The organism is Streptomyces sp. NPDC002156 (assembly GCF_053593675.1).
The window spans coordinates 1-12,812 of the sequence record NZ_JBSFDA010000236.1 but is presented as its reverse complement, the minus strand read 5'-3'; the positions used below and the strand labels follow the sequence as shown (position 1 = coordinate 12,812).

14 protein-coding genes are annotated in these 12,812 nt (G+C 71.5%); 7 read left to right on the top strand and 7 right to left on the bottom strand.

Annotation, left to right across the window (positions count from 1 at the left end; genetic code table 11):
- Positions 1-54: 54 nt before the first annotated feature.
- Positions 55-957 carry a LysR family transcriptional regulator gene (locus tag ACWCRB_RS45705; protein ID WP_451001724.1) on the bottom strand — a complete coding sequence of 301 codons (903 nt, stop codon included), beginning with the start codon at positions 955-957 and terminating at the stop codon, positions 55-57.
- A gap of 73 nt (positions 958-1,030) precedes the next feature.
- On the opposite strand from ACWCRB_RS45705, the gene ACWCRB_RS45700 reads away from it, so the two are divergent.
- Complete coding sequence (locus ACWCRB_RS45700; protein WP_451001723.1) at positions 1,031-2,008, top strand: DMT family transporter; 978 nt, start codon at positions 1,031-1,033, stop codon at positions 2,006-2,008.
- Between the two features lie 353 nt (positions 2,009-2,361).
- On the opposite strand, the gene ACWCRB_RS45695 is transcribed toward ACWCRB_RS45700, so the two are convergent.
- Positions 2,362-3,693 (bottom strand): aminotransferase class I/II-fold pyridoxal phosphate-dependent enzyme, encoded by a 1,332-nt coding sequence (locus ACWCRB_RS45695; RefSeq protein WP_451001722.1) that lies wholly within the window; start codon positions 3,691-3,693, stop codon positions 2,362-2,364.
- Positions 3,694-3,739: 46 nt separating this feature from the next.
- Between ACWCRB_RS45695 and ACWCRB_RS45690 the strand changes: the two genes are divergently transcribed.
- Both ACWCRB_RS45690 and ACWCRB_RS45685 read left to right on the top strand, forming a co-directional pair.
- Positions 3,740-4,459: a pyridoxamine 5'-phosphate oxidase family protein gene (locus ACWCRB_RS45690; RefSeq protein WP_451001721.1), complete on the top strand. Its 720-nt coding sequence runs from the start codon at positions 3,740-3,742 to the stop codon at positions 4,457-4,459.
- A gap of 5 nt (positions 4,460-4,464) precedes the next feature.
- Positions 4,465-5,097, top strand: coding sequence for an FMN-binding negative transcriptional regulator (locus ACWCRB_RS45685; RefSeq protein WP_451001720.1), 633 nt, complete (start codon positions 4,465-4,467; stop codon positions 5,095-5,097).
- A 6-nt stretch (positions 5,098-5,103) separates the two neighbouring features.
- Here the strand turns inward: ACWCRB_RS45685 and ACWCRB_RS45680 are convergent, their stop codons facing one another.
- Complete coding sequence (locus ACWCRB_RS45680) at positions 5,104-6,030, bottom strand: helix-turn-helix domain-containing protein (protein WP_451001719.1); 927 nt, start codon at positions 6,028-6,030, stop codon at positions 5,104-5,106.
- A gap of 192 nt (positions 6,031-6,222) precedes the next feature.
- Between ACWCRB_RS45680 and ACWCRB_RS45675 the strand changes: the two genes are divergently transcribed.
- A complete protein-coding gene (locus ACWCRB_RS45675) occupies positions 6,223-7,113 on the top strand; it encodes an oxidoreductase (RefSeq protein ID WP_451001718.1) in 891 nt (296 codons plus the stop codon).
- 3 nt (positions 7,114-7,116) lie between these two features.
- Here the strand turns inward: ACWCRB_RS45675 and ACWCRB_RS45670 are convergent, their stop codons facing one another.
- The 3 genes from ACWCRB_RS45670 to ACWCRB_RS45660 all read right to left on the bottom strand — a co-directional run bounded on the left by ACWCRB_RS45670 (position 7,117) and on the right by ACWCRB_RS45660 (position 9,985).
- Complete coding sequence (locus ACWCRB_RS45670) at positions 7,117-8,079, bottom strand: DMT family transporter (RefSeq protein WP_451001717.1); 963 nt, start codon at positions 8,077-8,079, stop codon at positions 7,117-7,119.
- Between the two features lie 230 nt (positions 8,080-8,309).
- Entirely contained in the window at positions 8,310-9,311 is a 1,002-nt protein-coding gene (locus ACWCRB_RS45665) for an EamA family transporter (protein ID WP_451001716.1), read from the bottom strand.
- Positions 9,312-9,403: 92 nt separating this feature from the next.
- Positions 9,404-9,985, bottom strand: a complete 582-nt coding sequence (locus ACWCRB_RS45660) for a Clp protease N-terminal domain-containing protein (RefSeq protein ID WP_451001715.1) — start codon at positions 9,983-9,985, stop codon at positions 9,404-9,406.
- Between the two features lie 208 nt (positions 9,986-10,193).
- Here ACWCRB_RS45660 and ACWCRB_RS45655 point away from each other — a divergent pair, with 208 nt between their 5' ends.
- Positions 10,194-10,382, top strand: coding sequence for a hypothetical protein (locus tag ACWCRB_RS45655; protein WP_450418460.1), 189 nt, complete (start codon positions 10,194-10,196; stop codon positions 10,380-10,382).
- A gap of 104 nt (positions 10,383-10,486) precedes the next feature.
- The gene (locus ACWCRB_RS45650; protein WP_369032630.1) at positions 10,487-10,915 is read left to right on the top strand and encodes a type II toxin-antitoxin system Rv0910 family toxin; all 429 of its coding nucleotides are present in this window, start codon (positions 10,487-10,489) and stop codon (positions 10,913-10,915) included.
- 127 nt (positions 10,916-11,042) lie between these two features.
- On the opposite strand, the gene ACWCRB_RS45645 is transcribed toward ACWCRB_RS45650, so the two are convergent.
- On the bottom strand, positions 11,043-11,672 hold the full coding sequence (locus ACWCRB_RS45645) for a PadR family transcriptional regulator (RefSeq protein ID WP_451001714.1): 630 nt from the start codon (positions 11,670-11,672) through the stop codon (positions 11,043-11,045).
- 196 nt (positions 11,673-11,868) lie between these two features.
- Between ACWCRB_RS45645 and ACWCRB_RS45640 the strand changes: the two genes are divergently transcribed.
- A complete protein-coding gene (locus ACWCRB_RS45640; protein WP_451001713.1) occupies positions 11,869-12,570 on the top strand; it encodes a LuxR C-terminal-related transcriptional regulator in 702 nt (233 codons plus the stop codon).
- Positions 12,571-12,812 lie beyond the last annotated feature (242 nt).

Here is a 12,812-nt window from a genome sequence, read left to right as displayed (position 1 = left end):
TGGGGCACAGCCCCCAGAAGGATGGGACGGGTAGGGGCGGCGGGGGCGAAAACCCTACCCAACCCCCCGCCCCGCCACCCGCAACGCATCCACCGCCGCCCGAATCGACGGCCGCCGATCAGCATCCGCCCGCCACACCACGTACACATGCCTCCGCACCCGCTGCCGCAACGGAACAGTCACAACCCCCTCAGGCACAGGATGCCGCCCGAGCAACGGCGCGATACACACCCCAAGCCCCGCCGCGACCAACCCCAACTGCGTATGCGTCTCCGCCGCCCGATGCCCGATACACGGCTCCACCCCCTTCGACCGCAGCGTGAACATCAGCCACTCATGGCAGAACTCCCCCTCCCCCCAAGTGATCCACTCGTCCTCGGCGAACTCCCCGAGATCCACCTCGCTCCGACCGGCGAGCGGATGCCCGACCGGCATCGCCACATCCGCCGGATCGTCCAGGATCGCCGCCTTCACCAGCCCGTCGGGCAACGGCATCGGCTTGTTGTACCAGTCGAGCACGACCGCCAGGTCGAGATCCCCCCGCACCACCCCGGCGACCCCCGCCTCCGGTTCCAGCTCGCACGAGCGCAACCGCAACCCGGGATGCTCGGCCCGCAGGGCCGCGAGCGCGGCCGGGAACAGCCCGCGCGCGGCGGTCGGGAACGCCGACAGCCGCAACTCACCCACCACCTGCCCGCGTTGCGCCTCCAGATCGGACTGGGCCAGCTCGACCTGGGACAGGATGCGCGCGGCATGGTCGGCGAGCAGCCGTCCGGCGTCGGTGAGCCGCACACCCCGCCCGTTCTTGGCGAGGAGCTGCTGCCCCACCTCCCGCTCCAGCTTGGACATCTGCTGCGAGACGGCCGACGTCGTCACATGCAGCCCCTCGGCCGCCCCGCTGACCGAGCCGTGCCGGGCGAGGGCATCGAGGGTGCGCAGGCGCTCCAGGTTCAACATGTAAGCAATTCTACGAGATGAGCCGAACAAATGCTCGCTTGTGCTACGAGATCAACTCAGGGACCGTAGGAGCATGAGCCGCGCCACCACCACAAACCCCACGACACCGCAACCCACACCCACGCCCACACCCACCCCCTCCCCAGCCCGCCGCCACCCCGCGCTCGACTGGCGCATCCGCTTCGGCGTCCTCTCCCTGATCTGGGGCTTCAGCTTCCTACTGATCAAGGTCGGCACACAGGGGTTCGCCCCGTTCCAGGTCACCTTCGGCCGACTGCTGTTCGGTACGGCGGTCCTGGCGGCGGCACTCGCCGTGAAGCGGGAGCGGCTCCCCCGGGGCAGACGCACGTGGGGACACCTGGCGGTGGCCGCGTTCCTCATCAACGCACTGCCGTTCTCCCTGTTCGCGTACGCGGAGCTGACGATCCCGTCCACCCTCGCCGGCATCTGCAACGCGACCTCGCCGCTGTGGGGCATGGCCCTGTCCCTGGTCGCGCTCTCGGAGGACCGTCCGACACGGGTCCGGGTGGCCGGTCTCGGCCTGGGCTTCATAGGCGTACTGACCGTTCTCGGCGCCTGGCAGGGCTTTCACGGCCTGGACACGAAGGGCACGGCACTGGCCCTGCTGGCCTCGCTCAGCTATCCGATCGGCTGGATCTACGTCCGCCGCACACTGGCGGGTTCGAGCCACTCCCATCTGTCGCTCAGCGGCGCCCAGTTGCTGCTGGCCACCCTCCAACTGGCCGTGGTGACCACGCTGTTCACCTCCATACCCGACGACCTCCCCGTCGGCCCGCTGCTCGCAATCATCGCCCTCGGCGCACTGGGCACGGGCTTCGCGATGCTGCTGCAGTACGGCCTGGTCGCGGAGACGGGCCCGACGACCGCCCAGATGGTCACGTACTTCATCCCGGTCATCGCCACGATCGCGGGGGTCACCCTGCTCGGCGAGACCCTGACTTGGTCGACACCGGTGGGCGCGGTGGTGGTGCTGGCCGGGGCGGCCCTCACCCAGGCCGGCACGGGCCGCCGGGCGCGGCCTGGCCGCTGACCGACTCCCGAGCGGCTCGCCGGCAGTCCCTGGAGCCTGCGGCGGATCACGCCGGAGACGCCGGGTGTCGACGACCCCGGCCGCTCCAGCGGGCGCCTTCTCCCAGGAGGGCCCCAGCGATGTCGCCGTGGCGCCGCTTCCCCCACTCGCGACGTGGCCCGGCCGGGGACCCCCGCAACTTCGGCAGCGGCTGATGCGAGCACCACCTCCGCCTGGCAGCCGGAGCCAGACGCACCACACCCGCCCACCGGCACCCGGCACCCGGCACCCGGCACCCGGCACACAACCGGAGCACCACGGCCTTCCGTGCCCCACCACGAGCGAGCGGACAAGTCCTAGACGTAGGTCCGCTCCTAGACGTAGGTCCGCGCCCCCACCGACCCCACAGCCGAAGCAATCGCATCCGCCAGCACCCCCGTCTCCACCGCCGTCAGCGTCGCCACAGTCACCCTGATCCCGGACGGCGCGTTCATCCGGAAGCGGGCTCCAGGGGCGACGGCCCAGCCCGCATGCAGCAGCCGGGCGACCGCGCCGGTCTCGTCCGGGACCGGGATCCACACGTTCAGTCCGCTGCGCCCATGGGCCGCGACCCCGCGCCGCGCGAGCGCGTCGATCAGCGCGTCCCGGCGCCGCCCGTATGCCGAGGCCACCGCGCGCGCGTCCAGCGCGTCGTCGGCCCACAGCCGTACGACGGCCCGCTGGAGCAGCCGGCTGACCCAGCCCGGCCCGAGCCGCTGCCGCCCCCGGACCCGGTCGACGGTGACAGGGTCCCCGGTGAGAACGGCCAGGCGCAGGTCGGGGCCGTACGCCTTGGCGACCGAGCGGACGAACGCCCAGTGCCGGGTGACCCCGGCCAGCGGGTGGAGGGGCTGGTCGACGATCCGGTAGCCGTGGTCGTCCTCGATGAGCAGGGTCTCCGGGTGCTCCCGGAGGACAGAACGCAGGGCACGCGCACGCGTGGCGCTCACGACCGCCCCGGTCGGGTTCTGCGCCCGGTCCGTGACGATCAGCGCCCGGGCCCCGGCCGCCAGCGCCCGCCGTACGTCCTCGGCGAGCGGCCCCTCGTCGTCGACACCCACCGGGACCATACGCAGCCCGAGCGCCGGTACGAGGTCCAGCAGCCCGCCCCACCCGGGATCCTCGACGGCGACGGTGTCACCGGGCTTGAGATGTACGGCGAGGACGCGCTCGATGCTGTCCAGCGCACCGGAGGTGACGGCGAGGGGTCCGTCCGGCACACCGTCGGCGTCGAGGTCGGCGCGGGCGATCCGGGCCAGCTCCGGTTCCACGGTGGCGTCCCCGTAGAGCACCGGCACCTGGTCACCCTGCTCGCCGGCCGCCGCGAACGCCGCCGCCAGTGACGGCAGCAGCGCCGGATCGGGATTGCCGTGCGCCACGTCCCGCACACCGGCAGGCACCTCCACCCGGATGTACTCGCGCCCGGTGGTGGCCGGCTTGGAGCGCACCCGGCTGCCGCGCCGCCCGTGGGTCTCGATGACCCCGCGTTCCCGCAACGTGCGATAGGCGGCGGCGACGGTATTGGGATTCACCCCGAGCCGTTCCGCCAACTCCCGCATGGGTGGCAGCAGTTGACCGGGTTCCAGCTCCCCGGCACCCACCGCGCGTTCGACGCTCGCAGAAATCTCTGCTGCGCCCCGGCCTACGATCGGATATTCTCCTAGCACAACAGAGATTATGCACTAGTGCAATATGGATCGCAAGGAGACCGCGATGTCGGGGACCACCACACAGGGCACGGAACAGAACTCGACACAGGGCACAGCCCAGAGCGAAGCCGACGACACCTACGCCCCGACCGACCGCACGGTCCCCACCCGCTCCCCCAACCGGGCCTCGTACGACAAGGAGTCGGTGCACGCGATCCTCGACGAGGGGTACGTCTGCCACCTCGGCTTCGTCCGGGACGGCGCGCCGGTCGTGCTGCCGACGCTGTACGGGCGGATCGGCGAGCGCCTCTACGTGCACGGGTCGACGGGTTCGCGCCCGCTGCGGATGACAGGCAAGGCCGACCCGGGCCTGCCGGTCTGTCTGACGGTCACGCACGTGGACGCGCTGATCCTGGCCCGGTCCGCCTTCCACCACTCGATCAACTACCGCTCGGTGGTCGTCCACGGCCTAGCCCACCAGGTGACGGACCCGGACGAGAAGCGCCTCGCCCTGGACGTCCTGGTCGACAACGTCGTGGCGGGCCGCTCGGCCGACTCACGGCCCGCCAACGCCAAGGAACTCGCCGCCACCGCCGTGATCCGCATCGACCTCGCCGAGGTCTCCGCGAAGGTACGCACCGGCGGGGTGAACGACGAGCCCGAGGACCTCACCCTCCCCCACTGGGCCGGCGTGGTCCCGCTGCGCAAGGGGTACGAAACCCCGCTCGCAGACGCCGAGTTGGCGCCCGGCGCCCAGCTCCCCGACTATCTCGAGGCTCTCTGATCCCGATGCTGATCCATCCCTGGGACGCGCCGCGCGAGGAAGCGGAGTGGCAACAGTGGCTGTCCGCCCACGACTTCGGCCAGCTGGCCGTGAGCGGCCTGCCGGGCGAGGCGCCGTACGTCCAGCCGCTGCACTTCGCCTACGACCCCGAGCACGCCGAGGCGGTCACCCACCTGGCCCGCCCCAACCCGCTCTGGCCCGCGCTCGAGAGAAACCCGGCCGTGCTGCTCAGCGTGGTCGACGACTACACGTTCATCCCCGGCCCGTGGCAGGCCGCACCGGACGGCCCACCCGAGCACGGCACCCCGACGAGCTTCTACGCTGCCGTCCAACTCCACTGCACCGCCCATGTCGTGGACGATCCGGCGGAGAAGGCCGCCCTGCTCAACCGCCAGATGGGCCACTTCCAGCCGGAGGGCGGCTCGGCACGGGTGGCAGCGGGCGAGGAGCCGTACGGGCGCATGCTCTCCGGTATCCGTGGCATCAGGCTCGAAGTGACGGACGTACGGGCGAAGTTCAAGTACGCCGAGAAGAAGCCCGCCGAGGTCCAGGACCGTATCGCGGCCGGCCTCGCGGTGCGGGGCGGGCCACGGGACGCGGCGGCGCTGACGGTTCAGCGGCGCAGGCGGGGGCTGTAGGGGACCTCAACTCCCGTCGGCGTTCGGCTCGTCGGCGACCGGCGCATCGCCTCGCCGCTGCCGCTGCCGCGGTTGCTGCTCGTCGGCCTTCGTATGCCCGGCGAATTCCGGGGCGTTGAGGCTCCCCAACAGCCCCAGCAGCTCCGCGTCACGGCTGCCGGGCTCGGCGTGGAAGACGACGAGAAGGAGGCCGTCCGAGCTGCCGATGTCGAGCTTGTCGCAGTACAGGTCGAGGTCGCCGACCTGGGGGTGGGACAGCTTGCTGACGCGTGCGCGCATGGGGACGACGTCGTGGCGCCCCCAGAGCACCCGGAAACGCTCACTGCGCAGGGACAGCTCCCCGACCAGTTCGACCAGGCGCGGATCGTCGACGTCGGCGCCGGCTCGCGCGCGCACGCTCGCGACGATCCCGGCGGTCAGGTCCTCCCAGTCGCGGTGCAGTTCGCGCGCGGCGGGGTCGAGGAACACGGACCGCAGCAGGTTCACGCCGGGGACGTAGTCCGGGGACAGCGCGCGGCACAGCGCGTTCGCCGCGAGCACGTCGGTGTACCGGTCCTGCACATAGGCGGGGTTCGTGGGCCAGCCGTCGATGAGCTTCCGGATGGTCATCGGTACCTGGGCCGGCTTCGCCGCCCGTCTGCGCGGTGCGGGCCGCCGCCCGGTCCCCGTCAGGCCGACCAGGTGGCGGGTCGCGTCGGCGTCGAGGCGCAGCACCCGGGCGAGCGCTTCGAGCACCTGGACGGACGGATTGCGGTCCCGTCCCTGCTCAAGCCGCAGGTAGTAGTCGGAGCTGATGCCGGCGAGCGTCGCGACCTCCTCCCGGCGCAGCCCGGGCACCCGCCGCAGACCGCCGCCGCTGAGCCCGACGTCCTCGGGCCGGACCAGCTCCCTGCGGGCCCGCAGAAACTCACCGAGCACGTTGTTGGCGTCCATACCCACCACCGTAGATCGGACGGCCCGGGATGTGGGTGTCCCTGTCGCCCCCAGGAACATCGGGGTACTGCCACCCGGGTACGGATCGCGGCAGAGTCGGTCCGGACAACGACGAACGACACCCGCTGACGACTCACTTCGTCCGACGACGTCCGACGACCACCTCAGCGGTACGCGACGAAAGGCAACACCATGGCCGACACCGTCTCCGGCGGAACCCTCACCCCGGCCGAGGGTCTGACCCTGACCCGTATGGGGTACGGCGCCATGCAGTTGGCGGGCCCCCATGTGTTCGGGCCGCCCAAGGACCCCGACGAGGCCGTGGCGGTGCTGCGCGAGGCCGTCGACCGGGGCATCACCCACATCGACACCAGCGACTTCTACGGACCCACGGTTGTCAACGAGCTGATCAGGAAGGCCCTGTCCCCCTACCCCGCCGATCTCCGCATCGTCACGAAGGTGGGCGCCCGGCGCGGCAGCGACGCCAGCTGGCTGCCCGCCCTGGACCCCGAGAGCCTCAGGTCGGCCGTCCACGACAATCTCCGGAACCTCGGCGTGGACGTACTCGATGTGGTGAACCTGCGCGTCGGCGCGGACCACACGGCCGGTGAGCAGCCGCTCGGCGAGCAGTTCGGGGTCCTGGCCGAGCTGCAGAAGGAAGGTCTGATCCGGCATCTCGGGGTCAGTGCGGTCAGTTCCGCCCAGTTGACCGAGGCGCAGGCCATCGCCCCGGTCGTCACCGTGCAGAACCTCTACAACCTGGCCAACCGGGAGGACGACGCGCTGGTCGAGCGGTGCGCGGCGGAGAACATCGCCTTCGCGCCCTTCTTCCCGCTCGGCGGCTTCACCCCGCTCCAGTCGCGGACCCTCACCGAGGTCGCCGCCCGTCTCGGCGCCTCGCCGCAGCAGGTCGCCCTGGCCTGGCTGCTCCAGCGCTCGTCGAGCATCGTTCTCATCCCGGGCACCTCCTCACGCGCCCACCTCCGCGAGAACATCGCGGCGGCGGACCTGACGCTGCCGGCGGACGCCATCGCGGAACTGGACGCGATCGGCGACGCGAAGGACCCGTCGCAGGACGCCTGAGCCTCAGCCGAACGCCCCTCCGGGTTCCGCTCGCTCCATCACACCGGCACGGGCACCGCGCGTCTCCGCCACCGCGAGCCCCGCCACCGCGCCCAGCATCAGCAGGGTGCCCACGACGGTCGCCGCCGTCAGCCGCTCGCCGAGCAGGGTGACGGCGAGGACCGCCGCGCTCACCGGTTCCAGCAGCATGATCACGGAAACGGTCGCCGAGCGGACGACGGCCGCCCCCGCGAAGTACAGCCCGTACGCGAGGGCGGTCGGCACGGCAGCGACGTACACCACCAACCCGATGAGTCGCAGGCCGTCGCCGGTTTGCGGCAGGAGCCCCTCGGCGAGCGCGAACGGCAGCAGGCACAGCGTGGTGACGCCGAAGGCCCTGACGGACGTACCGAACGCGTCCGTTTCCCCGTCCCTCCCCCACCACCGGGTGAGGAGGGTCATCAGGGCGTACCCGGCCGCCGACAGCGCGGCCCAGGCGACACCCGAGGGCCGGACCTCGGCGCCACCGCTGCCCAGCACCAGCACCGCGAGCCCGGTGAGCGCCCCGGCGACGGCGACAGTCCCGCCCGCGCCCAGCCGCTCACCCATGGTCAGCCGGGCGCCCAGCGCGATGAGGACGGGCCCGGCGCCCAGCGTGACGACGGTGGCGACCGCGAGGCCGGTGGCCTGGACGGACGCGAAGTACGCGGTCTGGAACACGGCGAGCGAGAGCCCGGTGACCCCGGCACGCAGAGCCTTGCGGCGCCACGGCCCGGACCTGACGGCCGTACGGCGTCGCAGCGACCGGACGAGGAGCAGCAGCACGAAGCCGCCCGCGCAACGCCAGAAGGAGAGGGCGACGGGGCCCATGTCGCTCACCCGGTAGACGAGGGAGGCGGCGGCGCCCGCGGTGCCCCAGGCGGCACCGGCGACGATCAGAAAGAGCAGGCCTCGCCCGATGGGCAGGCCGGAGACAGCATTCGACACGAGAGTCTCTCCGCGGTCGCGCGGAGACCGGCCGAAGGGCGGCGACCGCGCGGAAGATGACGAAAGGACCCGGGCCCTCGGGGCTCGACGGCTCGACGGGGTTCCTCGGACTTCGTCTGCGGGCAGCGCCGTTCAGCCCGACGGCGATACGTCGGACATGTTCTCGGGAAAGCCCGCCTCAGGCGGCCGGAGGCGGAAGGACGAGTGCTCGCGCGTGCATGATCGCGACCCTACGCGGCGGTACGACGGGCCGCCACATCCTTTTCGGGGCCGCGGGCGACCGGCTCCGCCGACCCCTTGGCGGGCGCCGACGACTGCGCGATGAACGCGCCCACGAGCACCACCACGCCTCCGACGATCTGCGGCGCCGACAGATGCTCGCCCAGCAGCACCCAGGCCAGCACGGTCGCGACGACCGCCTCCAGACATGCCACGACACCGGCGACCTGCGGCGAGAGCCGCCGCACCGAGAGCACGCCCGTGACGTAGGCGACGACCGTGGCGACGAGCACGATCCAGCCCAGCAGGAGCCCGGCCGCGACCGGTGTGCCGTCCATGTCCGCGGTGCCCGCGAGCACGGTCCAGTCCATGCCCCACGGACGCGCCACGACGGTCAGCACAAGGGCGCCGACCAGAAGCCCGTACGCGATGACGCCGAGCGGGTCGGGCGCCTCGTCGCCCGCGTCGCTGCCCTGGTCGGACAGGACGAAGTAGCCGACCTGACAGCAGGCGGCGGCGAGCGCGAGCAGCAGCCCCGTGGCGTCGAAGCTCAGCCCGGACCACACCTCGACGACACAGGCGAGCCCGCCGACCGCGAGGACGACACCGAGGGCGGCGGCGCGGGTCACGGGCCGCCGCTGCACGAACCGCACCCAGCCGAGCACGAGCGCGGGTGCGAGGTACTCGACGAGCAGGGCGACCCCTACGGGGATGCGGGAGATCGAGGCGAAGTAGAAGGCCTGGACGCCGGCCACGGCGAGCAGGCCGAACCCGGCGAGCAGCGCGGGCCGCCGACGCACCAGCGCGCGGTGCCGCACGGCCAGGGGCAGCATCACGAGAGCGGCGCCGGTCACGCGCAGCCACACGACGTGCAGGGGATCGAGTCCCGCCTCGATCAGCGGCTTGGCCGCGACCCCTGACCCGCCGAACGCGACCGCCGACACCAGCGCGAGCCCGAGCCCGACACCCCTGCCCCGACCGACCTCACCGCTCCCTGACGTACGCACCGGCACATGATGACAGGCGACGACATGACCGTCACTCCCAATGACACCTGTCTCACGAGCTGGACGGCCCGCCGGAGCCCGCCGAGCGGACCCGCGTCTCAGCCGCCGTCAGTACCCCAGACGTACTCCTCCCACCCCACCACCGTCGATTCGGCCTGTCGCAGCCGCGCCACCAACTCCCCCGCGTCGACTCCGCCCCGCCCGAGCACCTCGACGGCCCGGGACTCCGGATCCCCGACGATGGCAGCGAGGAGATCGACGCCACGCGCGCGTGGGTCACCGCGTCGCGCGGCCCGCTCGCACGCCTCCTCCAGCGCCCCCGCCGCGACCGGCGACCAGCCGACGGCCGTACCCGCCGCTCCTGGGAGCACGGGCAGTGCCCCGGAATCCTCGACGGAACCCTGCCAGCGCAGCCCGTACCCGATGCTGCGCTGCACGAGATAGCCGAGCAGCCGCGCGACCTGCGGGCTGTCGCCCTCGAACACCGCGCGCACCTCGGGATCGGATTCCAGGAGGGTGTGCAGCAGATGGGCCGTGTCGATCTGCCGGTCCCCGTCCCGCAGCGCCCGTCTGCGCGCACCGGCCACCACCGCTGCCAGCTCTGCGGTGAGCCTGGCATCGCTGTCCACGCGGTTCGCACCGTGCTCAGTGGTCGACTGCCGGGGAATACGGGGTTGCACATCCCCTACCCCATCAGTCCCAGTCGATCCGGTCATCCCCGTGGCGCACCATTTCCGCGTCCCACGGAAGGTGGGCATCGGGGGCGGAATCTCCTCCTTACGGATGACATCACGCCGCTTCGACCCGAAGTCGACGCAAGGGGCGCACACACCCTTGCCGCACGCCCCGGGCGCAACCGGGGCACGCCCTCGCACGTCCCACTCCAACATGGAGAGCAGGTGCTGGCTGGTGGCGCTGCCGGCCACGGACGGCAGACAGTACGTCTACCGGGTCTACGCCCCGGAGGACGCACTGCTGGCCGACCTGTTCTGGGAGGCATGGCACTGCCACGACGAAGGCCCCTTCCCACGCGCGTGGGACCTGTTCGACGCGGCGGTGATACGGCGGGTGAGCTGAACCCGCCCACCCACCCACGAACCTGACTGCTCGTCAGTATTGAATGTTCCGGCCCTTACAGCTACGTTCCGCGACACCGCAGCCCGAGACACAGAGGTGGTCGCATGGCCGAAATAAGCGCGGAGGCACGCATCCAGGCACCGGCGGAGAAGGTCTGGGCGCAGCTGACGGACTGGCCGGCGTACGGAGAGTGGAACGCGACCCACACGAGCTTCCCGAAGGGCGGCCCCTCCGCGCTGGAGGTCGGCGGCACCTTCGAGGAGAACATGAAGCTGATGGGCTTCCCGGCCGAGGTCGAGTGGACCATCGACGAGCTGGAGCCCGCCCGCACCCTGTCGATCCGGGGCAAGGGCCCGATGGCCGTGACCGTCGCCACGCGCTACACCCTCACGCCCGACGGCGACGCCACGACGGTCCGGATCGACGGCGAGTTCACCGGCGCGGCGGTCTCCCTGATGGCCGGCAAGCTGAAGGACTCTGGAACGGCCGCCCTGAACGAGTCTCTGCGCAAACTGGCCGGCTTGGTGGCGTGAGCCCGCCGATGAGCGCCGCACGACAGCACAAAGGCGCCCCGCGGACACTTCCGCGGGGCGCCTTCACGCACCAGGGGGACACACCGCCGAGGGCGGACATGTCCCCGAGGACGGCCCATCGGCCCCATCAGTCCTCGTCGGCGAGGATCAGATACAGCTTCTTACGGGCCTCGTTGATGACCGTGAGCGCCTTCTCGCGCTGCTCCTTGCTGCCCGTCTTCCAGACCTGGCCGAAGGCCTCCATCAGACCGAAGCCGGCCTGGCGGATGTCGTTCAGGGCCTCCCAGTCGACGCCGCGCCCGGCCTCTTCCCAGGGTGCGTCGGGACCCTCGTCGGCCGCCGTACGGCCGGCCTCGGTGAGCGAGAACAGCTTCTTGCCGCCCTCGGTCTCGCTGACGATCAGGCCCTCGTCCTCCAGCAGCTGAAGGGTGGGGTAGACCGAGCCGGGGCTGGGCTTCCACGCCCCCCCGCTGCGCTCGGCGATCTCCTGGATCATCTCGTAGCCGTGCATGGGCCGGTCCTTCAGCAGGGCCAGGATCGATGCGCGGACATCACCGCGCCGCGCCCTGCCCCGCGGTCCGCCCCGGCCGCCGCGCCCGCCCCAGGGACCCGGGCCGAAGCCAGGACCACCAGGACCGCCGGGGCCACCGAAACCGGGCCCGAAGGGACCGAAGGCGGCTCGCCGCCCGGGACCACCATGACCGTGTCCGCGTCCGGAACCGAAGCCCGGACCGAATTCCTCTCCATGGGAACGCATCGCAACCACTCCATTCGTTGTCTTGTCGTTGATCTGTCGCGATGCGTCAACGATATATCGGAACTGCGCGAGCGACAACCCCTAAAAAGAAGTGACCCAGACCACACCCGAAACGAAGCCGTTTCGATAGCGCCGAGAGCTAGGCTGACGCATATCGAAGTGAACGAAACAGTTTCGTACAAGGAGAGTGCCCGCCATGGCCTCTGTACTCGTCGTCCACCGTCAGTCCCTGCAGCGTCTCGGCCTGCGCATGCTCCTTGCCACCGAGCCCGACCTGACCGTTGTCGGCGAGGCGACGAACGGCGCCGAAGCGGTACGCATGAGTGCCGCACTAGGCCCCGACGTAGTCCTGATGGACACCCTGGTGGTCGACACGGACGGGGTCGACGTCATCAGCCGCATCACCCGCCCTCCCACCCTGCTCCCGGTCACGGAGTCCGCCAGAGCCACCAAACACCGCCCGCGCGTACTGCTCCTGACCCCCACCGACCACGAGCGGCACGCCTACGCGGCCCTGCGCGCCGGAGCCGGCGGTTTCCTCCCCCAGGACGCCACCCCGGACGAACTGGCCGCGGCCGTCCGCATAGTGGCCGCCGGAGACGCCGTCACGACCCCCAGCCTCACCCGCGCCCTGATCGACACCGTCCGGCACGAACACACCACCGGCCCACTCCACCGGGAGACAGAACTCGACGCCCTCACCCGACGCGAACGCGACGTCCTCACCGCGGTCGCCGCCGGCTGGTCCAACACCGAGATCGCCACCCGCCTGTCCATCTCCCCGACCACCGTCAAGTCCCACGTCAGCCGCATCCTCGCCAAGATCGGCGCCCGCGCACGCGTACAGGCGGTGGTCTTCGCGTACGAATCCGGCCTGGTAAGGCCCACGGCAGCCTGACACCACCGTTCCCACCCACCCCCGCCGCTTCCACAGCACAGGCGGCGCCTCTTCAGCACCGGCCAGGGCATTCCAGCCCGTCCGGCGTATGAGGACAAGCGCGTCCCTCCCACCCGCGCGCGCCACTCCAGCCCGTCCGGCGTATGAGGACAAGCGCGTCCCTCCCACCCGCGCGCGCCACTCCAGCCCGTCCGGCGTTTGAGGACGAGGCCGTTCAGGCCGAAAAGGGGGGTCTGGGGGCG